The sequence below is a fragment of the Sulfurivermis fontis genome, assembly GCF_004001245.1.
Lineage (GTDB): Bacteria > Pseudomonadota > Gammaproteobacteria > Thiohalomonadales > Thiohalomonadaceae > Sulfurivermis > Sulfurivermis fontis.
Genome location: NZ_AP018724.1, coordinates 2003859 through 2030245, shown reverse-complemented (window position 1 = coordinate 2030245; position 26387 = coordinate 2003859). Strand labels below are relative to the sequence as shown.

Below are 26387 nucleotides of genomic sequence, written 5' to 3'. Positions count from 1 at the left end.
TCTGGCATGTAGTGGTTTTTATAGAGAGACACCCGTCAGCCGATGTCGGTTTCAGCCGAGTCCTTCTCGCCCTTGTTGTCGACCCAGGCGAGGGCGATCTTGTCCCCCTTCTTGGCGCCGGAGAACTCGATGGAGAGATAGGGGTTGGCGGAGATGGCGGCGCCCCAGGCGGAGGTCAGCACGTTCTTGCCGTTGTGGGTGCAGACGACTTCCTGGATGAAGTGGGCCGGGATGACCTGGCCGGTCTTCTTGTCCTTGCGCTGGCCGGTCTCCATCGGATGCTTGATGAGCGCCTTGACGGTGCAGACATCGCCCTTGAGGGTGGCGCGGATCTTGATTGAATCTGCCATTTAGATAGTCCTCTGTATCAATTCGTCAGTGTGTGCCGTGGCTTAACCGCCGCAGCCGCCGATGGTGACCTTCACTTCCTTGCGGCCGGCATACAGGGTGCCGCCGGCCTTGACCACGGCGACCACGTTGGAGGTCTTGCCCATCTTGACGCGGGTGGAGACGGTGCCGAGGGCATTGGGGGCCAGGTTGAAGACGGCGGTGAGGGGAGTGCCGTTCTGCTCGACGAACAGGCTGATGGACTCGATGCCCTTGATGTTGGCATTGACGGTGACCGGGACCACGGCGCCGTTCTCGGCGATGTCGGGGGCCTTGATCTCGATGTCGTTGCTGGGGGTGGTCATGTCGGCGTTGTAGACGCCCTTCAGGCTGGCAGCGATGTCCTTGGCCTCGAAGGCCTCCTTGGGCCAGGCGGCCAGCACCTGACGGGGGGAGAGCAGGCCGGCGCCGACGGCGACGGCAACGGCGCTGCCGGCCAGGGTGCCCTTGAGAAAGATTCTGCGCTTGGTGTTCACGTTGTCGGACTCCTATCGCTCACTGAAATTAGAGGGTGTAGATGTATTCGACCACCTTGTCGATCTGATCCTCGGTCAGGATCCGATGCTTGCCGAAGGGTGGCATCATGGAGTTGGCATTGGCCTTGGTGGCGTCCCAAATCTGTGCACGCAGCTTGGCCTTGTCCGGGAAGCGGGCCTTCATGGCGACGAGCGGGGGACCGATGGTGCCGGGCATGTCGGCGCCTTCGATCATGTGGCAGGCCAGGCAATTGCCGAGACGGCGGTCCTCGACGATCTTCTTGCCTTCGGCGATGACCGCTGCATCGGCAGCCAGGACCGGCGCCGAAACGGTCAGGGCACCGAGCATTGCCGCAACGGCACTGGCGGCAGTTATCAGTTTGGCGGGCTTCCGCATTGTTGCCTCCTCGTTGGTTTTCGATGCACTCGTGGTGCGCGTTGTTGTATTCATGGCCCCAGGCAGGGCTGTTTTTTACATATATAACGTTATGCAGCCTGGAACAACCCCGACCGGAAATATAAACAATTCAGCATCTGCATATTAGAAAACAATGAATTGCTTCTGGTGTGGCCGTGGGGAAATGCCCGGTATGCCTACTTCTCATAGTGGAAAGAGCGCGCGGCTTTATTCCCGGCGTGATGAAAAAATTGCGGAATTCGGAGGCTGAGGCTAAGGGGATTGTGCAGTGAACCGCAGGCGTCAGCGCCGTGCCATGGCGGCGGCTTCTTCCTGCAGTTGCGCCAGTTTGGCTTCCAGCAGGGACTGGTAATAGAAATCCAGTCCGCCACTGCGGCGCGCCAGATTGAGTTGCTCGATGGCGGTCTGGGTCTCGCCCAGGCTGTGGTAGTAATCGGCCAGGGCGATGTGGGCGATGCCCTTGTTGCCGCTGCGTGTCTCCGCCTCCGCCAGGAGTTCATAGGCCCGCGGCGCCACTTTGCGGTTGCGCGTATGTTCACGCAACAAGGCGGTGGTTTCCGCATGCGCGCCTTGCAGCAACAGATGCTCGGCGAGGGCGAGGGTCAGCAGGCTGTTGTTGGGATGCAGTTGCAGGCCGGTGCGGTAGATCTGTTCGGCTGCCGCCGGCCTGTGGTCTTCACTTTCCACTTGTGCCAGCGCCAGCATGTAGGCGATGCGGCCGGGGTCGGCACGGCGTAGCGCGGCAAGCAGTTTCCGGCTCTGTGCATAGTCATGCTGCTTGGCCAATATCAGAGCGTAACCGTAACGGTCGGCAGCATCATCATTGCCGTTGCTGGCCGCCAGGGTGTCGCGATACTGCCGGGCCAATATGTCGAGATTGCGCGCCGCGAGGACGCGCAGCCTGGTCTGCACCAGGCGGTAGTTGAGGTTGTCGGAGGCGGAGAACGCCGGATATTGCTCGGCGCGGTTGCGGGCGTCGGCAATGCGATCCAGGGTGACCGGATGGGTGCTGAGAAACTCTGGTATGCCGGTGCTGGTGTAACGGTATTCCTGCTGCAGCCGTTCGAAGAATCCCGGCATGCCCTGGGGATCGAAGCCGGCGCGGGCCAGCATCTGGATACCGACGCGGTCGGCCTCGCGCTCGTTGCTGCGGCTGAAGTCCAGCTGCATTTGGGCGCTGCCGGCCATGGTGGCGGCGAGGGCCGCCTCACCCATCTGGGGATTGCTGCCGCCGAGGAGAATGGCAGCAATGACCGCGGCTGTCATCGGCAGGTTCATGTCGCCGGCGCGCTCGAAGCTGCGTGCCAGATGATGTTGGGTGACATGGGCGATTTCATGGGCTATGACTCCGGCCAGTTCGCTTTCACTGCGGCTGGCGGTGATGAGGCCGGTGTGGACGCCGATGTAGCCGCCGGGCATGGCGAAGGCATTGATGCTGGGGTCACTGACTACAAAGAAAGTGAAACCGGCGGCGGACTGTGCACTCGTGGAAACCAGACGGTAGCCCAACTGCTGGATGTATTCCTCCACCTCTGGATCGCTGAGCAGCCGGCCGGAGTGGCGGATGGCGCGCATCATTTCGCGCCCGAAACGTTCCTCGTCGGCGGGTGTGAAGGCGGTGGCGGAGCTGTCGCCGATGTCCGGCAGGGCCAGGCTGTCCGGTGTGGCACCGGCCGGCGGGGCGAAGACCAGCAGCAAGGCGCATATATAGATAATGAATTTCAAGAGTCAGGCACCGCGTGATGGAAGGGCGATCGTACCAGCTTTGTGACCGGCGGACGGGGCAATAGGTTCGCTGCAACGTCCCGTTACCTCGGTGGGATATTGAAAACCACGGGATGGAGTCCCTAGAATATAAGCAATTTCTAATTTACTAGGGGTTGTACCGTACCATGTTCAATTTCCGCGAGATTGAAATCTTCGACGTCAAGCTCATGCTGGAGGGGGAGGGCCGACGGGTACATCTCATCGATGTGCGCAGCCCGATGGAGGTCGCCTCCGGCATTATCCCCGGCGCCACCAATATTCCTCTGCACCTGTTGCCCATGAGTGTGGAGAAGATCCCCCATGACTCCGATATCGTGATCTACTGCCGCACCGGTGCCCGTTCCGCCCAGGCCTGTGCCTATTTGACTTCCCTGGGCAAGGATAATGTCTACAATCTGCGTGGTGGCATTATGGCCTGGATGCAGGGCGGGCTGGCAGTGGCCTAACCCCGACCCCGAACCTGCCGTCCGGCGCCGGGCGGCAGGTTTTTCTGTAAGCTCTGGATTTATCAAAGCTTTTTGTTCCGCACCGGTTCCTTCTACCCCTTTCGGGTAGGTGCTTCCGAACTTGCGTTACCCCCAGGGTTTGTCATATAAGTTCGCTCTTGTATTCTTATAGTTGGGTCTGTCTTGGCCCTTTTTTCAACCGACGTCAAAGTCCTGAGGAGAGTAACAATGGCGAACTTCGATCAAGAACTGGATGCTTCCGGCCTGAACTGCCCGCTGCCCATCCTGCGTGCCAAGAAGACCCTGGGTGGCATGGGTTCCGGCCAGGTGCTGAAGATTGTGGCGACCGACCCGGGTTCCGTGAAGGATTTCGAAGCCTTTGCCAAGCAGACCGGCAACACCCTGCTGTCCTCCGGCGAAGAAGGCGGCAAGTTCGTATTCCTGATCAAGAAGGCATAAAACAAAAATCCATTTACGAGGAGGGGGCTCCCAATGTCCGATCAGAAGAAACTGGCGATCATCGCCACCAAGGGTACCCTGGACTGGGCCTACCCGCCGTTCATCCTAGCCTCCACCGGGGCAGCCCTGGGCTATGAAGTGGAGATATTCTTCACCTTCTACGGCCTGCAACTGGTGCGCAAGGACCTGAGCGGTCTCAAGGTCAGCCCGCTGGGCAATCCCGGCATGCCGATGAAGATGCCGTTCGGCCCGAAGTGGTTCCGCGACATCAACTGGAACATCCCCAACATCGTCCAGGCCAACATCCCCGGTTTCGAGTCACTGGCCACTGCGCTGATGAAGAAAACCATCGCCAACAATGGCGTGGCCACCATCGCAGAGCTGCGTGAATTGTGCCAGGAGGCAGAGGTTCGTTTTACCGCCTGCCAGATGACCGTGGAGCTGTTCGGTTTCGACCACAGCGATTTCATCGACGGGATGGAGTACGCCGGTGCCGCCAAGTTCTTTGAATTTGCCGGTGAGTCGGACATCTGCCTGTACATGTAAGCGTTGCGGCAGCGAGCCACAAAAAAACCCGCTTCGGCGGGTTTTTTTGTGCGCGCAAGGAGGGCCGCTGTTGTATGCATACTGTCTGGACTGATCATGGATACTTTGAGTTTTGGCAAAAATTAATAAACCGTATTGAATGTAATGTTACTAACTCATTGTCACATCTTGATGATAAGAAAACATTAATATTCACAGATGCTTAAATGCTTTCGTTCTCTTGACACCCCATAAACGCTGGCAATATCGTGTGCCCGTCGCATAAAAACCTAACAAGACAATAAACAACAAACATCGTTCCCACAGTTAAACCAAGGAGATCCCGAATGAAGAATTCCAAGCGTCTGCTCGCCGCTTCCATCGCCGCCGCCTGCTCCACCCTTCCTGTCGCGGCCTTCGCCACCAACGGCGACGAGCTCATCGGTCTGGGCGCCCAGTCCCGCGCACTGGGTGGTACCGGTACCGCTGCTTTCTTTGGCTCTGAAAACGCGCTGACCAATCCCGCCCTGCTGGGCAAGTCCAAGGGCACCGAGTTTGCCTTTGGCGGTACTGTGTTCATGCCGGATGTGAAGGCTGAATCCAATTTCTCCGGTGCACTGGCTAGCAAGACCAGCGATGCCGATCAGAGCGTCATTCCGGAAGTGTCCATGTCCACCCGGATCAACGACAACCTGACCTTTGGCATCGGCATGTACGGCACCGCCGGCATGGGCGTGGACTATCGCGGCAATGGTGGTCTCATCGAAGGTTACACCAACCTGCAACTGATGAAGTTTGCACCGACCCTGGCCTACAACAAGGACAATTTCGGTTTTGGTTTCGCCCCGGTGCTGCAGTACGGTGCGCTGGACATCAACTACAAGACAGATGCTGATGGTGATGGTGATATCGATACCATCGGCAACGGCGTGTCCTCCGACCTGGGCACCGGCTACAACATCGGTGTGTACTACGATGTCAACAGCCAGCTGACCGTGGCCTTGGCCTACCAGTCGGCCATCAGCATGACCTATAAGGATCAGCTTACCGTGGCGGCAGATGGTTTCGGTATCGGCCCCAATGGCATGCAGACCATCACTTCTGACAAGTTGGAGCAGCCGGCCCAGATTAAGGTAGGTGTGGCCTATGCCATGGACGCCTGGATGTTCACGGCGGACTACAAGCAGATCAAGTGGGGCTCTGCCGATGGTTACAAGGACTTCAACTGGGATGACCAGAATGTCTACGCTCTGGGTGCCAAATACACCGGCAATGGCTACTGGGTAGGTGTGGGCTACAACCATGGCGAAGACCCGATCAAGGTGTTGCCGAGCGAGCAGACCATGACTGGTTACAGCAATCAAGCCGTCAATATGTTCAACAATCACCTGTTCCCCGGTATCGTGGAAGATCACATCACCTTTGGTGGTGGTTATGCCATCGGCAAGAACATGATGCTGGAAGGTGCTGTGGTGATTGCTGACGAAATTACCAAGACGGTAAATACCGGTACCATTTCCTCTGTCATGGGTGGTTTTGGTCCTGCAGGTATGCCGGTGGATGGTACTACTCACAAAGTTACCCACTCCCAGACCAGCTACACCATTTCCCTGCGCATGAACTTCTAATCCGGGAAGCTGTTTTTCCGGTTGGAGGACTGCATAGTTAGGACGATGGTTGCGGGGCAGCAGGTTTACCGACTTGCTGCCCCGTATTTTTTGTAGCGAATATAAAAATATTGGAGAGGGAGTCATGAAGAGCATCAAGCAGATGGTAATCGTGCTGGGGCTGCTGGCCCTGGCGGTGTCCGCGCAGGCGGAAGACAAGCTGAAGCCGTTCGTTCTGGCCTACAAGACCAAGGGCGACATGGCGGCGGTGGCGGCCGAGGTGCAGCAGAAGCTGACCGCCGGCGGTTTCGAGGTGGTGGGCAGCTACCGTCCCTACGATACTGCAACCATCATCGCCGTGACCAATGAACAGCTGAAGCAGACGGCAGCCAAATCCGAGTTCGGTGGTTATGGTGCCGCGCAGCGCGTATCGGTGACCGACGTCAACGGTGAATTGCAGGTGGCCTATACCAATCCCACCTACATGGCCCATGCCTATCGCATGGCAGGCGATCTGGCCGATGTCAGCGCGCAGTTGGCGCAGGTGCTGGGCAAGCAGGAGGAGTTCGGTCCCGCCGAGGGTCTGACCCCGAAGCAGCTGCGCAAGTACCACTACATGTTCGGCATGGAGTATTTCGATGAACCGTCCACCCACGCCATGTATCCGAGCCATGAGAAGGCGGTGAAGGCGGTCGCGGAGCGCCTGGCCAAGGGAACGGCCGGCGTGACCCAGGTGTACCGTATCGATATCCCGGGCAAGGACGAGGTGGTGTTCGGTGTGTCGATGAAGGCGCCCAATGACAAGAAGAAGGACATGGACGAGTCCTTCATCATGAGCGAAATCGACTTCAAGCCGCTGCGCTCGACCGCGCATCTGCCCTATGAAATCCTGGTCTCCGATCGCAAGGTGTACTCGCTGTATGCCCGCTTCCGTATCGCCATCAATTTCCCGGACCTGTCCATGATGGGTGACAACAGCTTCATGAACATCATGAAGAGCCCGGATGCGATCAAGAATGCCTTGACCGAGGTGGCGGATGATACCTACAAGGAGGCGCTGTTCTAAGGAAGGTCTGAATAAGTCCATCCTGGACTTCTCAGACCACGCCAAGCGAAAAGCGTGATTTTCGCTTGGCTTCATTTTCCAACGACTTATCGTCGTTGGAAAATGGCGGCACATTCCTGTGCCGCGGAAGCTCTGAACTTATTCAGAGCTTCCCCAATCCGTCGGAGTAGGCGGACAAATACAACCCGGAAAGGGGGGAGGAGAGAAAGAGAAGCCCGTCAGGGCCCAGGGAAGCTGACCATCGGACAGGTATTCATTGCAAGGCCCCGCTTCGGCGGGGCTTTTTCATTTCCGGGGGCGGGGTGGCCGGCGGCGCCTCTCCGGGGCATACCATGCAATATCGGCCCGGATCGGGTAATATGCGTACCCTTTCCGCCGGTGCATGGGCCGGCGTGCATATTTCTGATTCTTCTACCGATTTTGCCAGGGGATGCCGGATGTTTACCAAGCAGATGCACATTGCCGGGTTTGACGACGAACTGTGGAACGCGATGGAGCAGGAGCGGGTGCGTCAGGAAGAGCACATCGAACTCATCGCCTCCGAGAACTATGCCAGCCCGCGCGTGATGGAGGCCCAGGGCTCCTCCCTGACCAACAAGTACGCCGAAGGCTATCCCGGCAAGCGCTACTACGGTGGCTGTGAATACGTCGACGTGGCCGAGCAGCTGGCCATCGACCGCGCCAAGCAGCTGTTCGGCGCCGATTACGCCAACGTGCAGCCCCACTCCGGTTCCCAGGCCAATGCCGCCGTGTACATGGCGCTGCTGGAGCCGGGCGACACCGTACTGGGCATGTCGCTGGCCCACGGCGGCCACCTGACCCACGGCGCCAAGGTCAATTTCTCCGGCAAGATTTATCATTCCGTGCAGTACGGGCTGAACGAGAAGACCGGCGAGATCGATTACGACCAGGTCGGGGCCCTGGCCCTGGAGCACAAGCCGAAGATGATCGTTGCCGGCTTTTCCGCCTATTCCCGCGTGGTGGATTGGCAGCGCTTCCGCGCCATCGCCGACAAGGTGGGTGCCTATCTGTTCGTGGACATGGCGCATGTGGCAGGACTGGTCGCCGCCGGTGTGTATCCCAACCCGGTGCAGATCGCCGACGTCACCACCACCACCACTCACAAGACCCTGCGCGGCCCGCGCGGCGGCATCATCCTGGCCAAGTCCAACCCGGACCTGGAGAAGAAGCTCAACTCGCTGGTGTTCCCCGGTATCCAAGGTGGTCCGCTGATGCACGTCATCGCCGCCAAGGCGGTGGCCTTCAAGGAGGCGCTGCAACCGGAGTTCAAGGCCTACCAGCAGCAGGTGGTGGTCAACGCCCGCGCCATGGCCAAGGTCTTTCTGGCGCGCGGTTTCGACGTGGTGTCCGGTGGTACCGACAACCACCTGTTCCTGGTCAGCTTCATCAAGCAGGGCCTGACCGGCAAGGACGTCGATGCCTGGCTGGGCAGTGCCTACATCACCGTGAACAAGAATTCCGTACCCAATGACCCGCAGTCGCCCTTTGTCACCAGCGGTATCCGCATCGGCACCCCGGCGATCACCACCCGCGGTTTCAAGGAAGCCGAGGCCACCGAACTGGCGGGCTGGATTTGTGATGTGATCGATGCGCGCGGCGACGCCGCCGTGATCGCACAGGTGAAGGCCAAGGTGCTGGATGTGTGCAAGCGGTTGCCTGTATACGGCAAGTAACAAGTATCAAGTGACAAGTGGCAAGAAAATAACTTGCAACTTGTAACTTGCCACTTGGAACTCAACGATGCGCTGCCCCTTCTGCGACGCCCCCGATACCAAGGTCATCGACTCGCGTCTGGCCAATGACGGCGATGCCGTGCGGCGTCGGCGCGAATGCCTGACCTGCGGCGAGCGTTTCACCACCTTCGAGATCGCCGAGCTGGTGATGCCGCGCATGGTGAAGCAGAGCGGAGCACGCGAGCCGTTCAACGAGGACAAACTGCGTGCCGGCTTCCTGCGCGCGTTGGAAAAGCGTCCGGTGGGCACCGAGGCCATCGAGGCGGCCATCAGCCGCATCCTGCACCGCCTGCGCAGCAGCGGCGAGCGCGAGCTGCCGACGCGCCTGGTAGGGGAGTGGGTGATGGAGGAGCTGCGCGAACTGGACGAGGTGGCCTACGTGCGCTTTGCCTCGGTGTATCGCCGCTTCCAGGATGTGAATGCCTTTCGTGAAGAGATCGAGCGCCTGCAGAACGAGCCGCCGGCACAGGTGAAGCGCAGCCAGCTCACGCTGCTCGATGGCGAAAAGGAGTAGAACCTAATCAGTCCGCGAATGAACGCAAATATACGCGAATGTTCATGCCCGGCGGGCGGATCGATGTGATGGCCCTGCTCCTATGCCTGGATTCGCGCCCATTGGCGTTCATCTGCGGATTAAACGGTTTTTCTTAGGGTAACCGGATGTCTGAGTTTTCCGCTGCCGATCACGCCTATATGGCCCGTGCCCTGCAACTGGCCGAGCGCGGCCTGTATACCACCACGCCGAATCCGCGTGTCGGCTGTGTCATCGTCAAGGATGATACGGTGGTGGGTGAGGGCTGGCACGAGTTCGCCGGCGGTCCTCATGCCGAGGTGCATGCCCTGGCAGAGGCGGGCGAGCGCGCACGTGGCGCCACCGCCTACGTGACGCTGGAGCCGTGCAGCCATCATGGCCGCACGCCGCCCTGCGCCGATGCACTGCTGAACGCCGGTGTGAGTCGTGTGGTCGCGGCGATGGAGGATCCCAATCCGCTGGTGGCCGGCAACGGGTTGCGGCGTCTGCACGAGGCTGGTATCGCGGTGGCCTCCGGTCTGATGCACGTACAGGCCGAGGCGCTCAATCCCGGCTTCATCCGTCGCATGCGTGACGAGCGGCCCTATGTGCGCTGCAAACTGGCGATGAGCCTGGACGGGCGCACGGCGATGGCCTCGGGCGAGAGCAAATGGATTACCGGCAGTGAGGCACGCGAAGACGTGCAGCGCCTGCGCGCACGCAGCTGTGCCATCATCACCGGTATCGGCACCGTGCTGGCCGATGATCCCAATCTGACGGTGCGCTTTCCCTTGCCGGGCGGGCGTGAGCGGCAGCCGCTGCGTGTGGTGCTGGACCCGCGCCTGTCCATGCCGGAGAGTTCGCGTCTGTTGCAGCAGCCGGGCGGTGTGCTGGTGATCACGGCCTGTAACGAGACGACGGCGCGGCAGCGGTTGGAACGGGCCGGTGCCGAGGTGGTGTACCTGCCCCAGGGCCTGGATCGTGTCGATCTGGAGGGAACTCTGCGTCTGCTGGCCGAGCGCCAAGTAAATGAGGTGCTGGTGGAGACCGGTGCGACCTTGAGTGGCGCCATGCTGCAGGCGGGACTCATCGATGAGCTGGTCATCTATATGGCGCCGCTCTTGATGGGCGATGCCGCGCGCGGCCTGTTCCGTCTGCCCGGCATGGAGCGTATGGCGCAGCGCATCGAACTGAACATCACCGACCTGCGTGCGGTGGGGCGGGACTGGCGTATCACCGCCAAGATTGAGCAGAAGGCGAACGCATAAATCATGTTCACCGGCATCATCCAGGCCATCGGCGAGGTTGCCGCCCTGCAGCATCAGGGTGTCGATTACCGCCTGCGCATCCGCAGCGGCGCGCTGGACCTGGGCGATGTGCAACTCGGCGACAGCATCGCCGTCAACGGTGTCTGCCTGACGGTGGTGGAACTGCCGGGCGACGGTTTCTGGGCCGACGTCTCCGGCGAGACCCTGGCGCATACCAGCTTTGCCGAATTGCGCGTGGGCAGTCGCGTCAATCTGGAAAAGGCGCTGCTGCCGACCTCGCGCCTCGGCGGCCACCTGGTGAGCGGCCACGTCGACGGTGTGGGGGAGGTGGTGAGCCGCGGCAGCGACGGCCGTTCGGTGCGTTTTCGTCTCAAGGCGCCGGCCGAACTGGCCCGCTACATCGCCGCCAAGGGGTCCATCACCATCGACGGCGTCAGTCTGACGGTAAATGCTGTGCACGGCGCCGAGTTCGAACTGAATATCGTGCCCCACACCTTGCAGGAAACCACCCTGGCCGATTTCGCGCCGGGGCGGCGCGTGAATCTCGAAGTGGACGTCATCGCCCGTTATCTGGAGCGTCTGCTGCTCGGTGAGCGGGCAGCGGAAGCGCCGACACGCGGCATGACCATGGAATTTCTCGCCCAGTATGGCTTTCTGAAATAACAGCGCCAGCAGAGCGCGATCTGAGTAACGAGCACCGGACTGAATACGACAATGGCACTGAATACGACAGAAGAAATCATCGAGGATATCCGCCACGGCAAGATGGTGGTCCTGATGGACGACGAGGACCGCGAAAACGAAGGCGATCTGATCATGGCTGCTTCGCTGGTGCGTCCCGAGGACATCAACTTCATGGCCCGTTACGGCCGCGGCCTGATCTGCCTTACCCTCACCAAGGAGCGCTGCGAGCAGTTGCGCCTGCCCTTGATGGTGAGCAACAACAACGAAAAGCACGGTACTGCCTTCACGCTGTCCATCGAGGCAGCGCATGGTGTGACCACTGGTATCTCCGCCTATGACCGGGCCCACACCGTGCGCACGGCAGTGGCGCCCAATGCCGGGCCGGCGGACATCGTGCAGCCGGGGCACATCTTCCCGCTGATGGCCCGTCCGGGGGGTGTGCTGACCCGTGCCGGCCACACGGAGGCCGGTTGCGACCTGACCCGCCTCGCCGGGCTGGAGCCGGCGGCGGTGATCGTCGAGATTCTCAATGAGGACGGCACCATGGCGCGCCGCCCCGACCTGGAGATCTTCGCCCAGCAGCACGGTCTCAAGATGGGTACCATTGCCGATCTGATCCAGTACCGCCTGCAGAACGAGCCGACGGTGGAGCGCGTGGCGGTGTGTAAACTGCCTACCGCCTTCGGCGAGTTCAAGCTGGTGGCCTACCGCGACCTCATCGAGCGCGAGATGCACCTGGCCCTGGTCAAGGGTGACATTTCTGCCGAACAGCCGACGCTGGTGCGCGTACACATGCAGAACACCCTGTGTGACCTGTTCGCCAACCAGCGCAGTGACTGTGGCTGGCCCTTGCACAGTGCCCTGGAGTACATTGCCAGGCAGGGCAGCGGTATAGCCATCGTGCTGCGGCAGCAGGAAAGCGCTGACGAGTTGCTGCGCCACATCAAGGACTACCAGTTGGAGGACGAGGGTGTCAGCCTGCCGCGCGAGGGCAAGGGGGCGGACCTGCGCACCTACGGTATCGGCGCGCAGATCCTGCTCGACCTCGGCGTGCGCCGCATGCGGGTGATGAGTTCGCCCAAGCGCATGCATGGCCTGCCGGGCTTCGGGCTGGAAGTGGTGGAATACATAGCGCAGGAGTAGGCGCGGACCAGGGGCTGCCTGCCGCGAACACGACCAGCCCTGCGCGGGGCGAGACAAGAACATAATTAACCAGCAACAAGGAATGCATCATGAGCGAGATCAAGACTTACGAAGGCAGCATGGTGATCAACAATGCCCGCTTCGGCATCGTGGTGGGCCGCTTCAACAGTTTCATCGTCGAAAGCCTGCTGGAAGGCGCGCTCGATACCCTGCGTCGTCATGGTGCGGTGGACAAGAACATCGAGATCGTCCGCGTTCCCGGCGCCTTCGAAATCCCGCTGGCCGCGCAGCGCATGGCCCAGGCCGGCAAGTACGACGCCATCATCGCCCTCGGTGCGGTGATCCGCGGCGGTACCCCGCACTTCGAATACGTGGCCGGCGAATGCACCAAGGGGCTGGCCGCGGTGATGATGCAGCACAGCGTGCCGGTGGCCTTCGGCGTGCTCACGGTGGATACCATCGATCAGGCCATCGAGCGCGCCGGCACCAAGGCAGGCAACAAGGGGGCCGAGGCGGCGTTGTCAGCCATCGAGATGGTGAACCTGCTGGGACAGATGCAGTAACCATGAGCAAGGCGCGCAGCCGTGCCCGCCAGCGGGCGGTGCAGGCACTCTATCAATGGCAGCTCACCGCGCAGAATCTGGGCGAGATTGAAACCCAGTTCCTGGAAGAACGCGAAATGGGCAAGGCCGATCTGGAGTTTTTCCATGAGCTGCTGCACGAGGTGCCGGCCCGTCTGGACGAGCTCGACGGCCTGCTTACGCCGCTGCTCGATCGGCCGCTGCCGCAGGTGGACCCGGTGGAGCGCGCCATCCTGCGCATGGGCTGCTATGAACTGAAGTTCCATCTCGACACGCCCTACCGTGTGGTCATCAACGAGGCGGTGGAACTGGCCAAGATGTTCGGTGGCGAACAGGGCCACAAATACGTCAACAGCGTGCTGGACAAGGTGGCGCGCCAGGTGCGCGCGGTGGAAGTCAAGGCGCGCTAGATGTAAGGTGGGCAAAGCGCAGCGGCCCACCAATTCATCACCGTGGCAGGTGTCTGAGTTCCGCCGCACCATACACCGGACTTTCCCATGAGCCTGTCCGAGTTCAACCTCATCGAACGTTATTTCACCGCACGCGGCGTGCGGCGCGATGACGTTGTCCTCGGGGTGGGCGACGACTGCGCCCTGCTGCGCGTGCCTGCCGGCATGGAACTGGCGGTGTCCATCGATGCGCTGGTGGAAGGACGCCACTATCCCCAAGGCACCGATGCGGCGGCGTTGGGACACAAGGCGCTGGCCGTGGGGCTGAGTGATCTCGCCGCCATGGGGGCCGAGCCGGCCTGGGCGACGCTGGCGCTCAGTCTGCCCGAGGCCGATGAGGGGTGGCTGCAGGGCTTCGCCGATGGCCTGTTCTCCCTTGCGCGGCGTTTTCGCGTGCAACTGGTCGGTGGCGATACCGTGCGCGGGCCGCGCGTGATTTCCCTGCAGTTGCACGGTTTCGTTCCCCAAGGGCAGGCCCTGCGTCGTGACGGCGCCAAGGCTGGCGATCTCATTTATGTCACCGGCACGCCGGGTGATGCCGGACTCGGGCTTGAACTCGCCTTGGGGCAACGCAGTACTGCTGCGGCACATGCCGACTATTTGCGTGCGCGGCTGGACCGTCCCGAGCCGCGTGTCGCGGCGGGACTGGCGTTGCGCGGTATCGCCTCCGCCGCCATCGATATCTCCGACGGCCTCGCCGCCGATCTCGGCCATATTCTTGAACGCAGCGGTGTGGGCGCAAGGCTGGAACTGGCGCAGTTGCCTTGCTCGCCGGCGATGCAGCATGTACTGCCGGAGGCCGCGGAACGCTGGCGTTATGCGCTTGCGTCCGGCGACGACTATGAGCTGTGTTTTACCGTGCCGCCGGCACGGCGTGATGCAGCGGAGCTGGTGTGCGCCACACTGGAATGCAGCTGTCATTGTATCGGCCGCATTGAAGCGGAAGCGGGTCTGCGTTTGGTGCAGGCCGACGGTGCGTTGCTGCAAGACTTGCCCCACGGCTTCGATCACTTCGGCTGACATCATGCGTCCCAACGTAAAGATGCTGCGCAACCTGGCCCACCTGCTGTCCTTCGGTTTCGGCAGCGGACTCGCGCCCAAGGCGCCGGGAACCTTCGGCACGCTGGCGGCGGTGCCGCTGTACTGGCTGTGCAGCGATCTGGCGCTGGCGCCGTATCTGGCGCTGGTGATGGCCGCCGCCTTCCTCGGCGTCTGGTTGTGCGACTACACGGCAGAGGCCCTGGGCGAACACGATCATCCGGCCATCGTGTGGGACGAGGTGGTGGGTTATTTCATCACCATGACCGCCGCGCCCTCCGGCTGGCAGTGGCTGCTGCTCGGTTTTGTGTTGTTTCGCCTGTTCGATATCCTCAAGCCCTGGCCGATACGCTGGATCGATCGTCATGTGCACGACGGTCTTGGCATCATGCTGGACGATATCCTGGCCGGTGCGCTGGCCTGGCTGGTGTTGCAGGGTGTGGCGCTGTTGGCAAGTGCGTAGGATGGGCAAAGTGAGGCAGGCCCATCCTGTCGGGTCGTCGCGGGAGGCGGTTATGAAATACCCGTTGCTGGTGTTGCTGTTACTGCTGTCGTTGCCTGTCTTGGCGGTGGACCAGGTGTCGGTGGTCGGATTGTTCAGCGGCCGCGCCGTACTGGAGATCGACGGGGCGCGGCGGGTGCTCAAGGTCGGAGATACCAGCCCGGAGGGGGTGAAACTGCTGGCGGCGGATAGCGAGAGCGCGTTGCTGGAGATCGACGGCAAGGAACAGCGCATGGCCCTGGGCGGCCATATCAGCGGCAGCTATCAGGCGCCGCCGCGCGCCGAGGTCCATGTCTGGCCCGACACCCGCGGCATGTACCGCATGCCGGGCAGCATCAACGGCCAGACGGTGGATTTTCTGGTGGACACCGGAGCCACCCACATCGCCATGAATGCAAGGCAGGCGCGTCGTCTCGGTATCGATTACCGCGTGCGCGGTGAGCGTGGCATGGCCAGTACCGCCTCGGATGTGGTGCCGGTATTTCGTGTCACCCTCGACCGGGTACAGCTCGGCGGCATCACCCTGCGCCAGGTGACTGCCGTGGTATTCGAGGGGACGCAGCCGTCGGATGTGTTGCTCGGCCAGTCCTTCCTCAACCGCCTGGAGATGCGGCGCGAGAACGAGGCGATGGTGCTGCGGGAGAAATACTGAAATAAGTTTCGAGTTCCAGGTTTTGAAACAAGAAACTCAAACTGGGAACTATTTCTTGGTTTTGTCCTTCTCGATCAGCGCGTAGGCGGAGTGGTTGTGGATGGACTCGAAATTCTCCGATTCAACCACATAGGCCTCGATGCGCTCGTCGCGGTTCAGCTGCACGGCCACGTCACGCACCATGTCTTCCACGAACTTGGGATTGTCGTAGGCGCGTTCGGTGACAAACTTTTCGTCCGGGCGCTTGAGCAGGCCGTACAGTTCGCAGGAGGCCTGCTTTTCCACCAGGTCGATGATGTCCTCAATCCACATGAAGCCTCGCAGGCGTGCCGCCACGGTGACGTGGGAGCGCTGGTTGTGGGCACCACGATCGGAAATCTTCTTGGAGCAGGGGCACAGGCTGGTGACCGGCACGACGACCTTGAGGGTCAGCACCGGCTCGCCGTTGCTGATCTCGCCGATGAAGGTGACCTCGTAGTCCATCAGGCTCTGCACGCCGGATACCGGGGCGGCCTTGTTGACGAAGTAGGGGAAGGACATCTCGATATGGCCGGCCTCGGCCTCGAGGATCTGCACCATCTCCTTGAGCATTTCCTTGAAGGTCTTCACCGATATCTCGCGCTCGTGGCGGTTCAGTATCTCCACGAAGCGGGACATGTGCGTGCCCTTGAAGTTGTGCGGCAGGTTCACGTACATGTTGAAGTTGGCGACGGTGTGCTGTTCGCCACCGCTGCGTTCCTGGATGCGCATCGGGTGGCGGATGTCCTTGATGCCGACCTTGTTGATGGGAATGCGGCGCGTATCCTCACTGCTTTGGACGTCGGCGATGGTCTCGCAGGCATGGGTCATGCTCAGGTTTCCTCTGTGTAGCGGACACAGGCGCGTTCGGTTTCCCACAGGGTGACGGCGTGAACCTTGGCGCGGGTGTCGTTGAGCTCTTCGGTCAGGCGGCGGAAGAAATGCGCGGCGATGTTTTCCGCCGTCGGATTGAGGCGATCGAAGGGCGGGATTTCATTCAGGTAACGATGGTCCAGCTCGTCGCCCACCTTGCGGGCGGCCTGACGGATCGTCTTGAAATCCAGTACCATGCCGAGCTCATCCAGGGCGTTGGCCTGCACTTCCACTTCCACCTTCCAGTTATGACCATGCAGCCGGCAGCAGTCCCCGGGGTAATCCCGCAGGGAATGGGCGGAGGCAAAGTCGGTGACGACCTTGAGGATATACATGGTCTTTTTAATAGTTGAGTGATTTTCTAAGAATTTACATCAGCGGCGGGGGGGATGGCAAGCGTTCCCGACAGGCGCGTCTGAATCGCCCGCAGTATACCATCGGCATCCAGCCCGCAATCCGCCAGCAGTTCCTCGCGGCTGGCCTGTTCCAGGAATCGATCGGGCAGTCCCAGATTCAGCACTGCCACCTGTATGCCGTGTGCCGCCAGGCATTCGTTCACCGCGCTGCCGGCACCGCCCAGCACGGCATTGTCTTCCACCGTTACCAGCAGTTTGTGGCTTGCGGCCAGTTGCAGCACCAGTTCGGCGTCCAGCGGGCGGATGAAGCGCATGTTGGCCACGGTGGCGTCCAGCATGTCCGCCGCTGTCAGGGCGGCGCCCAGCGGGGCGCCGAAGGCGAGGATGGCGACGTCCTTGCCCGTGCGGCGCAGCTCGCCCTTGCCGATGGGCAGGGTGGTCAGCGCCGGGTCGATGGCGGTGCCGAGGCCGCCGCCGCGCGGGTAGCGCACGGCCGCCGGGCCGTTGTGGCGGAAGCCGGTGCTGAGCATCTGGCGGCATTCGTTCTCGTCGCCCGGCGCCATCAGCAGCATGTTGGGGATGCAGCGCAGGAAGCTGAGATCGAAGCTGCCGGCATGGGTGGCGCCGTCCGGGCCGACCAAGCCGCCGCGGTCGATGGCGAACAGCACCGGCAGGTTCTGCAGGGCCACGTCGTGGATGAGCTGGTCGTAGGCCCGCTGCAGAAAGGTGGAGTAAATGGCTACTACCGGCTTGAGGCCTTCGCAGGCCAGGCCGGCGGCCAGGGTGACGGCGTGCTGCTCGGCGATGCCGACGTCGAAGTAGCGGTCCGGGAACTGCTGCGAGAACTCCACCATGCCGGAGCCTTCGCGCATGGCCGGGGTGATGCCGATGAGGCGCTCGTCATGGCCGGCCATGTCGCACAGCCACTGGCCGAACACCTCGGTATAGGTGGGTGTGGCGCGTTTGGCGGCACGCATGGTACCGGTGGCGGGATCGAAGGCGGTGACGCCGTGGTAGGCGCAGGGGTTCTCCTCCGCCGGGGCGAAGCCCTTGCCCTTGCGGGTGACGATGTGCAGGAACTGCGGGCCGGACAGGGCGCGCAGGTTCCGCAGGGCCTTGATCATCTGCTCGATGTCGTGGCCGTCGATGGGGCCGGCGTAGTTGAAGCCCAGCTCCTCGAACAGGGTGCCGGGCACCACCATGCCCTTGGCGTGCTCCTCCATGCGCCGTGCCAGTTCCCATACCGGCGAGGGCATGGTCTTGAGCACCTTCTTGGAGCCCTCGCGCATGGTGGAGTAGAGCTTGCCGGAGAGGATGCGGCCGAGGTAGTTGGACAGCCCGCCGACGTTGGGCGAGATGGACATGTCGTTGTCGTTCAGCACCACCAGCAGGTCGGCGTCCAGGTCGCCGGCATGGTTCAGCGCCTCGAAGGCCATGCCGGCGGTCATCGCGCCGTCGCCGATGACGGCCACCACCTTGCGGTTGGCGGCCTCGCGCCGGGCGGCCAGGGCCATGCCGAGGGCGGCGCTGATGGAGGTGCTGGAATGGCCGACGCCGAAGGTGTCGTAGGGGCTTTCCTCACGGCGCGGGAAGCCGGACAGACCGTTCTTCTGGCGCAGGGTGTGGAAACGCCGGCGGCGGCCGGTGAGGATTTTGTGCGGATAACTCTGGTGGCCCACGTCCCACACCAGCCGGTCGTTGGGGGTGTCGTAGACGTAATGCAGGGCAATGGTCAGCTCCACCGTGCCGAGGCCGGCGGACAGGTGGCCGCCGGTGTGGCTGACCGAGCGGATCATGTAGTCGCGCAACTCGTCCGCCAGCTGTCTGAGCTGGGCGAGGTCGAGCTGGCGGAGCTGTTCCGGCGTGTCGACCTGTTCTAGCAGCGGATAGGCGCGCGAGCTGGGCATTACGGTCCTGGGGCGGCGGGAAAGCCGCTAATGATGGAACGCCGGGCGCCGCGGGTCAACTGACCCGTTCGACGATGAAGTCGGCAATGGTCGCCAGCGGCTCCGCGTCCTGCCCCAGCGGGGCGAGCGCGGCGCGGGCGGCGGCATGAACTTCACGGGCCTTGGCCTTGGCGCCGTCGAGGCCGAGCAGGGCGACGTAGGTGCTCTTGGCCAGGGCCTGATCGGCGCCCTGGCGCTTGCCCAGCTGCTCGGTGCTGCTCTCGACGTCGAGGATGTCGTCGCGGATCTGGAAGGCGAGGCCGATGGCGGCGGCGTAGTCGTCCAGGGCGGCGAACAGCGCCGGGGCGAGGCCGGGACGGCTGAGGGCGCCAAGGCGCACGGCAGCGCGGATCAGGGCGCCGGTCTTGAGGCTGTGCATCCGCTGCAGTTCGGGCAGGGTCAGCGCGCCGCCGGTGGCGGCCATGTCGATGGCCTGGCCGCCGGCCATGCCGCGCGAGCCGGAGGCGAGGGCCAGCTCGCGCACCATGGCGAGGCGCTGGGCGGGTTCGGCGGTCATGGCCGGGTCTTCCGCCAGCACCTGGAAGGCGAGGGTCTGCAGGGCGTCGCCGGCGAGGATGGCGGTGGCCTCATCAAAAGCCCTGTGGCAGGTGGGCTTGCCGCGGCGCAGGTCGTCGTCGTCCATGGCCGGCAGGTCGTCGTGCACCAGCGAGTAGGCATGGATCAGTTCCACCGCACAGGCCGGGCCGTCCAGTTGCTCCAGCGGGACGCCGAGCACCCCGCCGGTGGTGTAGACCAGCACCGGGCGCACGCGCTTGCCGCCATCCAGCGCGGCATAGCGCATGGCGGCATGCAGGTGGGCAGGGAGTTCGTCAGCGGGCGGCAGGCGTTGTTGCAGCGCGGCCTCGGCGCGGGCGGCGTGGGCCCGCAGCAAGTGTTGCAGGTCCATCGGGGCTTACTCGTCGCCGGCGAAGGGCTCCAGTTCCTCCTGGCCGCCCTGGCTGGTGAGGATCTGCACCTTTTGCTCCGCTTCCTTCAGCGCAGTCTGGCAGGCGCGGGTGAGCGCGATACCGCGCTCGAAATCCTTGAGGGACTGTTCCAGGGAAAGATCGCCCTGCTCCATCCGTTCGACCAGTTGCTCCAGCTCGGCCAGTGCCTGCTCGAAATCGAAGGTGTCGTTGTTTGATGTGCTCTTCTTGGCCACGTGCGGTACCCCGTTGATGGGCGGCTACGTTACCCCACGCAGGAGGAGGAAGCAAACCATCCGGCAGGAGACTACTGCAGCGCGGCGGCAACCCTGCGGGCGTCACCTGCCAGCGGATGTTGCGGGTAGTCGTGGGCAAAGGCCTCCATCGCCGCCTTGCCGCGCTGGGCGTCGCCCCGGGCGGCCATGGCCAGGGCCTGGCCAAAGCGTGCGTTGGGCAGGAGATCGCTGTCCGCATGGTTCTGCACGAAGGTGGCAAAGGCGGCCTCTGCTGCCTCCAGCTGGCCCTCTTCCAGCAGCCGCTGTGCGCTGGTGTAGTTCCGCATTACACGCTGTCGGGCAAGGTCTTCCGCCATATCTTCGCCAAGACCGGGCTCGCTGGAGGGACTGCGTCGCTCGCGGATGCCCAGGGCCATGATCTGCGTCGGATCGCCGCTGCTGCGGTGCTGCTTCGGCAGCAGGGCGCTGAGGTGGCGCAGGGCGTCGAACAGCACACCCTGGAAACGGGGCCCCGCTGATTTTGATGGGCCGGCAACGGCGGCCTGCGGGGCTGTTTCAGCCAATACATCGCTGGCCAGCAGGGACAGCAGAACAATGACGGCCATGCGCTTCATGCGATGCCCGCCGCCGATCGGCGCCGCATGATCACTTCAGCTCGGCGGCCACCTTTTGTGCATCGGCGGCGAGGGGATGCTGCGGGTAATCCTTGAGGAACGCCTCCATCGCCGCCTTGCTCTTTTTGCCGTCACCCAGTGCGGCGAGGGCCAGGGCCTGGCCGAAGCGGGCATTGGGCAGCAGGTCGCTGTTGCCATGCGCCTGGATGAAGCTGCCGAAGGCGGCCTCGGCCTCCTTCAGCTTGCCCTCTTCGAGCAGCTGCTGCGCCGCACCGTAGCTCTGCACCTCGGCCTGAAAGGCGGGGTCTTCGCTGCGATCGTCCTTCCAGTAGGGCGTGATCAGGGTGGTGGTGGTTTCGGCGCCGCGGATGCCCATGGTGGCACTCTGGCGCGGGTCGGCGTTGCGGCCGTTCTGCTTCGGCAGCATGGCGCTCAGGTTGCGCAGGGCATCGAATACGGCACCTTTAAAGCGGCTTTCCGGCTGGGTCTTGGTTTCGCCGGCGGCGGGCCGAGCGGGCGTCTCGGCACTGGCGATAGCCGTCGTCAGCACCGCCAGCAGCATGATCGCGATGATCTTGTTCATGTCACATCCTCACTTGTAGGTGGCTATCAATTCGCCAGCAGGCGGGCGAACTCGCCGTAGCGGTTTTTCATGTCGCCGTTCAAAGCCAGCGCCTCGGCATATTTTTCCTTGGCCTGATCGAGGCGGCCCAGCTTGTAGTGGGTCATCGCCAGGTTGACCTTGATGCCGGCGTCGCTGCCGTCGATGAGTTCGGCCTGGCTGTAGCTTTGCAGCGCGCGGTCGAATTCGCCGCGGGCAAAGTAGATGTTGCCACGGTTGTTGTAGGCGGCGCTGCTGTCGGGATTTTTGCGCAGCAGTTCGTCGAATGCCTGGAAGGCCTTGTCGTACAGGCCGTTGCGGGCGTAGATGATGGCGATCTGGGTCAGTGCGCGCTCGTTGGCCGGCTTGGTGGCGAGCATGGCGCGGTAGGGGCGCACCAGGCGGTCGAGGCTCTTTTCCAGCAGCAGGTTGTATTCGCGCTGTACCAGCGGCGCGACGCGTTCCTGCGCCGGCACGGCGATACGGTAATCGGCCTGCTTGAGGGTGACCGGGACGTATTCTTCCCAGGCGCGGTGCAGCGGGATTACCTTCAGCTTGCCGGCGGCGAGGTTGTCGCGGTACTTGCGAGCGCCTTCCGCCCAGGCCTCGGCGAAGGAGGTGGCGATCATGGTGGCCTCGACGGGGATCCACACCTGGCCGTCGCGGATGGCGAGCAGGTCGTCCTGCAGGCTGATAATGTCCGCATCCTCCGCCGGCAGGCCGGTGTTGAACATCAGCAGCAGGTGGCCGGGGATATCGAGCAGGGCGGTTTCGATACCGAGGTTTTCCAGCGCGGCGGCCAGCAGCACGGAAAGATCGTCGCAGTCGCCGCTCTTCAGCTTGAGGGTTTCGCGCGCAAACTGCACGTAGTCGACCTGATCCGCCGCCAGCTTGGCATAGGGGCTGTTGGGGTCGGTGACGTACTTGATGCCGTGGGCGGAGAGCACGTCGAACAGGGTCATCGCCGTGACCAGATGGGCATTCAGCGGCCCGGCCTCCGGACGATTCTCGTTGATGGCCTGGCGCACGAAGTCGCGCAGGGTGTCGTCACGCGGGGTGACGAAGGCGCCGGCCATGTGGCTGCGCGCCCACAGGATGGCATTCTTGCCGTACAGGGTCATCGGCTGGGTCAGGGTGATGGCGTCGTCGCGGCCGTCACGCACGAACTTGAGCGCCACCTCCACCTGCACGCCGGTGTCTTCGTCGATCTCCAGCACCCGGTTGTTGAAGGAGGCGTGCAGCGGCACGTCGATGATGCTGTTGGCCTTCAGCTCCGGGATATCCTTCGCGGTGGGGAAGTCCATGTAGCCCTTGATGTCGAAGGTCAGCTTGAGGTTGCCGTAGTCGATGCCGCTGGTGTTGTGCACGCGGATGGTGCCGATGGGTTCGTTGGCGTACTGCTTGTAGGTGGCGGTGAACACCGGCTGCAACTGCAAGTCCTTGAGCACGATCTGCGGCGCGTTGGATTTGAACTCCAGCGCCTTGTTCTTCTCGGCATAGGCGGTGTCGAGCAGCAGGCGGTTGTCGTCGGACGGATTGAGGGTGACGGCCTTGTCCAGGGCTGCAATGGCCTCGTCGAACAGGCGTCGCTTCATGTACAACTTGCCAAGCAGGACGTGGGGTTCGGCACGGGTGGTATCGACCAGGGCGGCCTTGTCCAGGGTGGTGCGCGCCTGATCGAACATGTTGTTGTCCACGTACAGGGCGCCGAGTTGCAGCAGCAGGTCGAGGTCGTTGGCCTGTTTGGCGAGGGCCTGCTTGAGATAATTGATGGCGGCGCCATTCTTGCCCTGACGTGCCGAGATCGCACCGAGCAGGGCCAGGGGTTCGGCCCGGGCCGGGGACAGTCGCGCCGCCTCGCTGGCGTGCTGGAAGGCTTCCTTCAGTTCCCCTTGGCGCAGCAGGGTATCGGCCAGCAGGTAGTTGGCGTCGTAATTGTCGGGTTGCAGGGCCACGGCGTGGGCCAGCGGTGCGGCCGCGGCGGCGTACTGGCCGTGCTGGTGCTGGTATTGGCCCAGGCGCCAGGCGGCATCGAAGGAGTTGGCGTCGGCCTGCATGGCCTTTTCCAGTGCGGCAGGAATCATCTGCTCCTGCTTCATCGGAACGTAGGCGTCGGCCAGGGCCAGCCAGGCGGCGGCGTGGTGCGGCGCGGCGCGGGTGGCCTTGGTCAGGGCCAGCAGGGCCTCACCGTATTTCTTCTCCTCCAGGGCGAGGGTGCCGAGCAGGTAGTGACCGTCGCCTTCCGTCTCGGCATGGCCGGTGAGGGCGAGGGCGATGTTGCGCACCTGATCGTGCTGGCCCAGGGCGCGGTGGCTGCGCGCCAGGGCGAGGCGGCTGTCCAGGTCGTCCGGCGCCAGCTCCAGGGTCTTGGTATAGAACTCGATGGCTGCGGCGTGGGAGCCGAGGCGCTGCTGGATCTGCGCGCTGCGGCGCCAGACCAGCGGATTCTCCGGCGCCAGCTCCCGTGCCAAGGCCAGTTCGGCCTGCCCCTGTTCGGTGATGCCGAGGCGGATGTAGGCATCGGCCATCAACAGGCGGGCCTGGACGTTGTTGCCGTCCTGCTTGAGTGCCTCTTCCAGGCATTGCACCGCGCCGATGGCGTCGTTGAGAGCAAGACTAAGCTCGCCGCACAGCAGGCGCAGTTCCGGGGTGGCAGTACCGCGGGCCAGCACGCGGTCTATCACGCCCTTGGCCGCGACATCGTCCCCGGCGGCGCGCCAGGCGTCGACCAACAGACGGGCACCCTCGGCCTCGTGGCCGGGTTGCTGGGCGAGGAGCTCGAAGTACGGGCGTGCGGCAGCGTACTGCTGCTGCTCCATCAGGGTCAGACCGAGGTATTTGTTGGTTTCGGCGTGGCTGGCATGTTCCTCGTGCTGGCGGCGGAAGGCGGTCTCGGCCTCGGCCCAGGCCTTGGCCTGATAGTGGCCGTAGCCGGCCTGGAACAGGTCCAGCACCGGCTCGGAGGCGGGGCCTTCCACGCCGAAGCCGCTGACGGCCGCAATGCGGTAGTACAGGCTGTGGGGGTGGCCGTTGTGTTCCAGTTGGGCTCGCGGTTCCTGCACCTCGGTGATCAGGCGATAGGGGCCTTCCTGGGTGGCGGCGCCGTACACGCGGTAGGCGGTGATGTAGCTGCTGCGTAGGGCGCCCCAGCGCAGCTCGCTGTGTTGGGTGCCGCCGCTGACGGCGATGTCGGCCACTGCCGGCGGTACCTGCTGGTAGTTGAAATCGATGAGTTGTTTGCGCGCGCGGTCATAGAGGGAGACGACGCGCTGCGCGCTGGGTGGCAGGGTCAGGTTGACCGGGGCGTCAAAGCCGCTGGCATCGGCGGAGCGGGCGCCGAAGGTGAAGGCCAGCTGGCGGTTGCGGTAGACCTGGACGGTTGATGCGTTGTTGGGCGTGGCGCACAGGACATACAGGTTGTCGTCGGCGTCGACCTCCAGGTCGAATATCTCGCTGAACTTCTCGCCCGGTAGTTCACCGCCGTCGATCTGGCCGATGAGCTGCTTGTTGCGGCCGAAGATCAGCACCTGCTTGAGTGCCTGATCGCCGACATAGAGGGTGCCGCGGGAGTCCACCGCCACCGTCACCGGCTCCTCGAACAGCCAGGGACGCGACTTGGGGTTGGCGATCTTGTCCAGGTACAGGCCGTCGTGGGAGAAGATTTGCAGACGGCGGTTGGAACTGTCGATGACGTAGATGCGCTCGCCGCGCAGGTAGACGTCGGCGGGGCGATCGAATTTGCCGTCGGTGGAGGCGTCGAACTGGCCGCCGCCGGTGCCGAAGGGGTCGCTGGCCGGGGCGCGGTTGTCGCCGGAGGTGAACAGCAGGCTGCCGTCCGGGGCGAAGATCTTCAGTTTGCTGTCGTCGATGAGGGCGATGCGGTCGCTGCCGAAGCTGGCGGCCCGGGGTTTGTCCAGGGTGTCCTGCAGGGTGAGCAGGGTGTTACCGTCGCCGTCGCGCAGGACACCGCCGCTACGGCGGCTCAGGCACCAGTGTTTGCCGTCTGCGGCGTGGTAGGCGAGGTCGCATTCCAGGGTGAGGTGGCCGGCCTGGGTGATGGTGGGCAGGTGCAGCCGTGGCAGCGGCGTGCGGTCGCTGGGCGGCAGGCGGTAGATCTCTATCTTCTTGTTTTCATTGTCGGCCACCGCCAGACGGCCATCGGTCAGCAGTGCCAGGGCGGAAATGTCGGCGAACTGGCCGCGCTGGCGGCCTTTGGTGCCGAAACCGGACTGCAGGGCGCCGCTCTCCCAGTCGTACATGTAGATACGTCCGTTCTCGCTGTCGCCCAGGTAGACATAGCCGGTGACCGGGTCCACCGCGAGGGTGGTCAGACGCAGGGAGGCCTTGGCGGCCTTGCCGAGGGTGTCACCATCGGTGCGGTGCAGCAGGGCGCCGTCGTGGGCGAACACGCTCAGGGTGCCGCGGTTGCGCCGCTCGAAGACGTAGACCCGCTCGCGGTGATCCACATAGACCTGTTCCGGAGTGTCCAGCCGGGCCCCTTCCTGGCCGCCGAGGGTACGGATGTAGACGCCGTCGGGGCCGAATACGCTGATGCGGTTGGCACCCTTGTCCGCCACGTAGAGGCGGCGATTCTGCGACCAGGCCAGACCCGCGGGGCCGCCGAGGCGGCCCTCGGCATTGCCGCTGTCGCCGAATTTCTGGATTACCGAGCCCTTGCCGTCGATGATGGCGACCTTGCCGTCACCCTCGTTGGCCACGGCGAAACGGTCGCGGCCGAGGCGCACCAGGCCGCGCACCCGGCTGGAGGAAAAGGCGTGCTCCTTGCCGGCGAGGGCCACGGCGCTGCGTCCCTCCGCGGCGAAGTGCACCAGCAGACCGTCACGGCTGTCGGCGGTATAGAAGCTGCCGTTGTCGCCGGCGGCGATGGCCGTGACATAGCCGATGAGGCGTTCCTTCTCGTCGGAGACGATCTGGGCGTCGAGGGTGATGTCGGCGTGGGCGCTGCCGAGGGCGAGCAGGGCGCCGAACAGGAAATGGCGCAGGCGGGGGGCATTGTACATGGCGATGGTCCGGTAGCTGCCGGTTCCCGTTCGGCACGGGAACCCTGTATCTCGTTATGCTGC

Annotated in this window: 27 protein-coding genes; 15 read left to right on the top strand and 12 right to left on the bottom strand. The window is 63.3% G+C overall.

What is annotated here, in order from left to right; genetic code table 11:
• Positions 1-35: 35 nt before the first annotated feature.
• The 4 genes from soxZ to EP379_RS10250 form a co-directional block, all read right to left on the bottom strand.
• Entirely contained in the window at positions 36-350 is a 315-nt protein-coding gene (soxZ, locus tag EP379_RS10265; protein WP_127477722.1) for a thiosulfate oxidation carrier complex protein SoxZ, read from the bottom strand.
• Between the two features lie 42 nt (positions 351-392).
• Positions 393-863 (bottom strand): thiosulfate oxidation carrier protein SoxY, encoded by a 471-nt coding sequence (soxY, locus tag EP379_RS10260; protein ID WP_127477721.1) that lies wholly within the window; start codon positions 861-863, stop codon positions 393-395.
• A gap of 28 nt (positions 864-891) precedes the next feature.
• Positions 892-1260 (bottom strand): sulfur oxidation c-type cytochrome SoxX, encoded by a 369-nt coding sequence (gene soxX, locus EP379_RS10255; RefSeq protein WP_127477720.1) that lies wholly within the window; start codon positions 1258-1260, stop codon positions 892-894.
• A 303-nt stretch (positions 1261-1563) separates the two neighbouring features.
• Positions 1564-3006 carry a M48 family metalloprotease gene (locus EP379_RS10250; protein WP_127477719.1) on the bottom strand — a complete coding sequence of 481 codons (1443 nt, stop codon included), beginning with the start codon at positions 3004-3006 and terminating at the stop codon, positions 1564-1566.
• A gap of 167 nt (positions 3007-3173) precedes the next feature.
• On the opposite strand from EP379_RS10250, the gene EP379_RS10245 reads away from it, so the two are divergent.
• The 15 genes from EP379_RS10245 to EP379_RS10175 all read left to right on the top strand — a co-directional run bounded on the left by EP379_RS10245 (position 3174) and on the right by EP379_RS10175 (position 15733).
• The gene (locus EP379_RS10245; RefSeq protein ID WP_127477718.1) at positions 3174-3494 is read left to right on the top strand and encodes a rhodanese-like domain-containing protein; all 321 of its coding nucleotides are present in this window, start codon (positions 3174-3176) and stop codon (positions 3492-3494) included.
• Between the two features lie 228 nt (positions 3495-3722).
• Entirely contained in the window at positions 3723-3953 is a 231-nt protein-coding gene (locus EP379_RS10240; RefSeq protein ID WP_127477717.1) for a sulfurtransferase TusA family protein, read from the top strand.
• 33 nt (positions 3954-3986) lie between these two features.
• A complete protein-coding gene (gene dsrE2 / locus EP379_RS10235) occupies positions 3987-4499 on the top strand; it encodes a sulfur carrier protein DsrE2 (protein WP_127477716.1) in 513 nt (170 codons plus the stop codon).
• 326 nt (positions 4500-4825) lie between these two features.
• Positions 4826-6106 carry an OmpP1/FadL family transporter gene (locus EP379_RS10230; RefSeq protein WP_127477715.1) on the top strand — a complete coding sequence of 427 codons (1281 nt, stop codon included), beginning with the start codon at positions 4826-4828 and terminating at the stop codon, positions 6104-6106.
• 124 nt (positions 6107-6230) lie between these two features.
• Positions 6231-7151, top strand: coding sequence for a hypothetical protein (locus EP379_RS10225; protein WP_127477714.1), 921 nt, complete (start codon positions 6231-6233; stop codon positions 7149-7151).
• Positions 7152-7588: 437 nt separating this feature from the next.
• Entirely contained in the window at positions 7589-8845 is a 1257-nt protein-coding gene (glyA, locus tag EP379_RS10220) for a serine hydroxymethyltransferase (RefSeq protein ID WP_127477713.1), read from the top strand.
• Between the two features lie 67 nt (positions 8846-8912).
• On the top strand, positions 8913-9419 hold the full coding sequence (gene nrdR / locus EP379_RS10215; RefSeq protein WP_127477712.1) for a transcriptional regulator NrdR: 507 nt from the start codon (positions 8913-8915) through the stop codon (positions 9417-9419).
• A 146-nt stretch (positions 9420-9565) separates the two neighbouring features.
• Positions 9566-10684, top strand: coding sequence for a bifunctional diaminohydroxyphosphoribosylaminopyrimidine deaminase/5-amino-6-(5-phosphoribosylamino)uracil reductase RibD (gene ribD, locus EP379_RS10210; RefSeq protein ID WP_127477711.1), 1119 nt, complete (start codon positions 9566-9568; stop codon positions 10682-10684).
• 3 nt (positions 10685-10687) lie between these two features.
• Positions 10688-11347, top strand: coding sequence for a riboflavin synthase (locus EP379_RS10205; protein ID WP_127477710.1), 660 nt, complete (start codon positions 10688-10690; stop codon positions 11345-11347).
• 51 nt (positions 11348-11398) lie between these two features.
• Positions 11399-12511 (top strand): bifunctional 3,4-dihydroxy-2-butanone-4-phosphate synthase/GTP cyclohydrolase II, encoded by a 1113-nt coding sequence (gene ribBA, locus EP379_RS10200; protein ID WP_127477709.1) that lies wholly within the window; start codon positions 11399-11401, stop codon positions 12509-12511.
• A gap of 89 nt (positions 12512-12600) precedes the next feature.
• Positions 12601-13074 carry a 6,7-dimethyl-8-ribityllumazine synthase gene (gene ribH, locus EP379_RS10195; protein ID WP_127477708.1) on the top strand — a complete coding sequence of 158 codons (474 nt, stop codon included), beginning with the start codon at positions 12601-12603 and terminating at the stop codon, positions 13072-13074.
• 2 nt (positions 13075-13076) lie between these two features.
• The gene (gene nusB / locus EP379_RS10190) at positions 13077-13502 is read left to right on the top strand and encodes a transcription antitermination factor NusB (RefSeq protein WP_127477707.1); all 426 of its coding nucleotides are present in this window, start codon (positions 13077-13079) and stop codon (positions 13500-13502) included.
• Between the two features lie 87 nt (positions 13503-13589).
• On the top strand, positions 13590-14561 hold the full coding sequence (thiL, locus tag EP379_RS10185) for a thiamine-phosphate kinase (protein WP_338055792.1): 972 nt from the start codon (positions 13590-13592) through the stop codon (positions 14559-14561).
• 4 nt (positions 14562-14565) lie between these two features.
• On the top strand, positions 14566-15042 hold the full coding sequence (locus EP379_RS10180) for a phosphatidylglycerophosphatase A family protein (RefSeq protein WP_127477706.1): 477 nt from the start codon (positions 14566-14568) through the stop codon (positions 15040-15042).
• 52 nt (positions 15043-15094) lie between these two features.
• Entirely contained in the window at positions 15095-15733 is a 639-nt protein-coding gene (locus tag EP379_RS10175; RefSeq protein ID WP_127477705.1) for a retropepsin-like aspartic protease family protein, read from the top strand.
• 48 nt (positions 15734-15781) lie between these two features.
• Here EP379_RS10175 and folE2 read toward each other — a convergent pair whose 3' ends face one another.
• The 8 genes from folE2 to EP379_RS10135 all read right to left on the bottom strand — a co-directional run bounded on the left by folE2 (position 15782) and on the right by EP379_RS10135 (position 26324).
• Entirely contained in the window at positions 15782-16582 is an 801-nt protein-coding gene (gene folE2, locus EP379_RS10170; protein WP_127477704.1) for a GTP cyclohydrolase FolE2, read from the bottom strand.
• A 2-nt stretch (positions 16583-16584) separates the two neighbouring features.
• Positions 16585-16959 (bottom strand): 6-carboxytetrahydropterin synthase QueD, encoded by a 375-nt coding sequence (gene queD / locus EP379_RS10165; RefSeq protein ID WP_127477703.1) that lies wholly within the window; start codon positions 16957-16959, stop codon positions 16585-16587.
• A 26-nt stretch (positions 16960-16985) separates the two neighbouring features.
• On the bottom strand, positions 16986-18887 hold the full coding sequence (gene dxs / locus EP379_RS10160; protein ID WP_127477702.1) for a 1-deoxy-D-xylulose-5-phosphate synthase: 1902 nt from the start codon (positions 18885-18887) through the stop codon (positions 16986-16988).
• Between the two features lie 55 nt (positions 18888-18942).
• Positions 18943-19833: a (2E,6E)-farnesyl diphosphate synthase gene (ispA, locus tag EP379_RS10155; protein ID WP_127477701.1), complete on the bottom strand. Its 891-nt coding sequence runs from the start codon at positions 19831-19833 to the stop codon at positions 18943-18945.
• Positions 19834-19839: 6 nt separating this feature from the next.
• The gene (locus EP379_RS10150) at positions 19840-20088 is read right to left on the bottom strand and encodes an exodeoxyribonuclease VII small subunit (protein ID WP_127477700.1); all 249 of its coding nucleotides are present in this window, start codon (positions 20086-20088) and stop codon (positions 19840-19842) included.
• Positions 20089-20159: 71 nt separating this feature from the next.
• Positions 20160-20702, bottom strand: a complete 543-nt coding sequence (locus EP379_RS10145; RefSeq protein ID WP_127477699.1) for a tetratricopeptide repeat protein — start codon at positions 20700-20702, stop codon at positions 20160-20162.
• Between the two features lie 31 nt (positions 20703-20733).
• On the bottom strand, positions 20734-21285 hold the full coding sequence (locus tag EP379_RS10140) for a tetratricopeptide repeat protein (protein ID WP_127477698.1): 552 nt from the start codon (positions 21283-21285) through the stop codon (positions 20734-20736).
• Positions 21286-21311: 26 nt separating this feature from the next.
• Positions 21312-26324 (bottom strand): tetratricopeptide repeat protein, encoded by a 5013-nt coding sequence (locus EP379_RS10135; RefSeq protein WP_127477697.1) that lies wholly within the window; start codon positions 26322-26324, stop codon positions 21312-21314.
• Positions 26325-26387 lie beyond the last annotated feature (63 nt).

Coding starts and splice junctions, on each gene's coding strand:
- ribBA (WP_127477709.1), top strand. CDS start 11,399: ATGGCACTGAATACGACAGAAGAAATCATCGAGGATATCCGCCACGGC.
- glyA (WP_127477713.1), top strand. CDS start 7,589: ATGTTTACCAAGCAGATGCACATTGCCGGGTTTGACGACGAACTGTGG.
- EP379_RS10240 (WP_127477717.1), top strand. CDS start 3,723: ATGGCGAACTTCGATCAAGAACTGGATGCTTCCGGCCTGAACTGCCCG.
- EP379_RS10245 (WP_127477718.1), top strand. CDS start 3,174: ATGTTCAATTTCCGCGAGATTGAAATCTTCGACGTCAAGCTCATGCTG.
- EP379_RS10175 (WP_127477705.1), top strand. CDS start 15,095: ATGAAATACCCGTTGCTGGTGTTGCTGTTACTGCTGTCGTTGCCTGTC.
- nusB (WP_127477707.1), top strand. CDS start 13,077: ATGAGCAAGGCGCGCAGCCGTGCCCGCCAGCGGGCGGTGCAGGCACTC.
- EP379_RS10135 (WP_127477697.1), bottom strand. CDS start 26,324: ATGTACAATGCCCCCCGCCTGCGCCATTTCCTGTTCGGCGCCCTGCTC.
- dsrE2 (WP_127477716.1), top strand. CDS start 3,987: ATGTCCGATCAGAAGAAACTGGCGATCATCGCCACCAAGGGTACCCTG.
- EP379_RS10145 (WP_127477699.1), bottom strand. CDS start 20,702: ATGAAGCGCATGGCCGTCATTGTTCTGCTGTCCCTGCTGGCCAGCGAT.
- EP379_RS10230 (WP_127477715.1), top strand. CDS start 4,826: ATGAAGAATTCCAAGCGTCTGCTCGCCGCTTCCATCGCCGCCGCCTGC.
- thiL (WP_338055792.1), top strand. CDS start 13,590: ATGAGCCTGTCCGAGTTCAACCTCATCGAACGTTATTTCACCGCACGC.
- ribD (WP_127477711.1), top strand. CDS start 9,566: ATGTCTGAGTTTTCCGCTGCCGATCACGCCTATATGGCCCGTGCCCTG.
- folE2 (WP_127477704.1), bottom strand. CDS start 16,582: ATGACCCATGCCTGCGAGACCATCGCCGACGTCCAAAGCAGTGAGGAT.
- EP379_RS10180 (WP_127477706.1), top strand. CDS start 14,566: ATGCGTCCCAACGTAAAGATGCTGCGCAACCTGGCCCACCTGCTGTCC.
- nrdR (WP_127477712.1), top strand. CDS start 8,913: ATGCGCTGCCCCTTCTGCGACGCCCCCGATACCAAGGTCATCGACTCG.
- soxX (WP_127477720.1), bottom strand. CDS start 1,260: ATGCGGAAGCCCGCCAAACTGATAACTGCCGCCAGTGCCGTTGCGGCA.
- ribH (WP_127477708.1), top strand. CDS start 12,601: ATGAGCGAGATCAAGACTTACGAAGGCAGCATGGTGATCAACAATGCC.
- EP379_RS10225 (WP_127477714.1), top strand. CDS start 6,231: ATGAAGAGCATCAAGCAGATGGTAATCGTGCTGGGGCTGCTGGCCCTG.
- EP379_RS10205 (WP_127477710.1), top strand. CDS start 10,688: ATGTTCACCGGCATCATCCAGGCCATCGGCGAGGTTGCCGCCCTGCAG.
- EP379_RS10140 (WP_127477698.1), bottom strand. CDS start 21,285: ATGAACAAGATCATCGCGATCATGCTGCTGGCGGTGCTGACGACGGCT.
- dxs (WP_127477702.1), bottom strand. CDS start 18,887: ATGCCCAGCTCGCGCGCCTATCCGCTGCTAGAACAGGTCGACACGCCG.
- ispA (WP_127477701.1), bottom strand. CDS start 19,833: ATGGACCTGCAACACTTGCTGCGGGCCCACGCCGCCCGCGCCGAGGCC.
- soxZ (WP_127477722.1), bottom strand. CDS start 350: ATGGCAGATTCAATCAAGATCCGCGCCACCCTCAAGGGCGATGTCTGC.
- queD (WP_127477703.1), bottom strand. CDS start 16,959: ATGTATATCCTCAAGGTCGTCACCGACTTTGCCTCCGCCCATTCCCTG.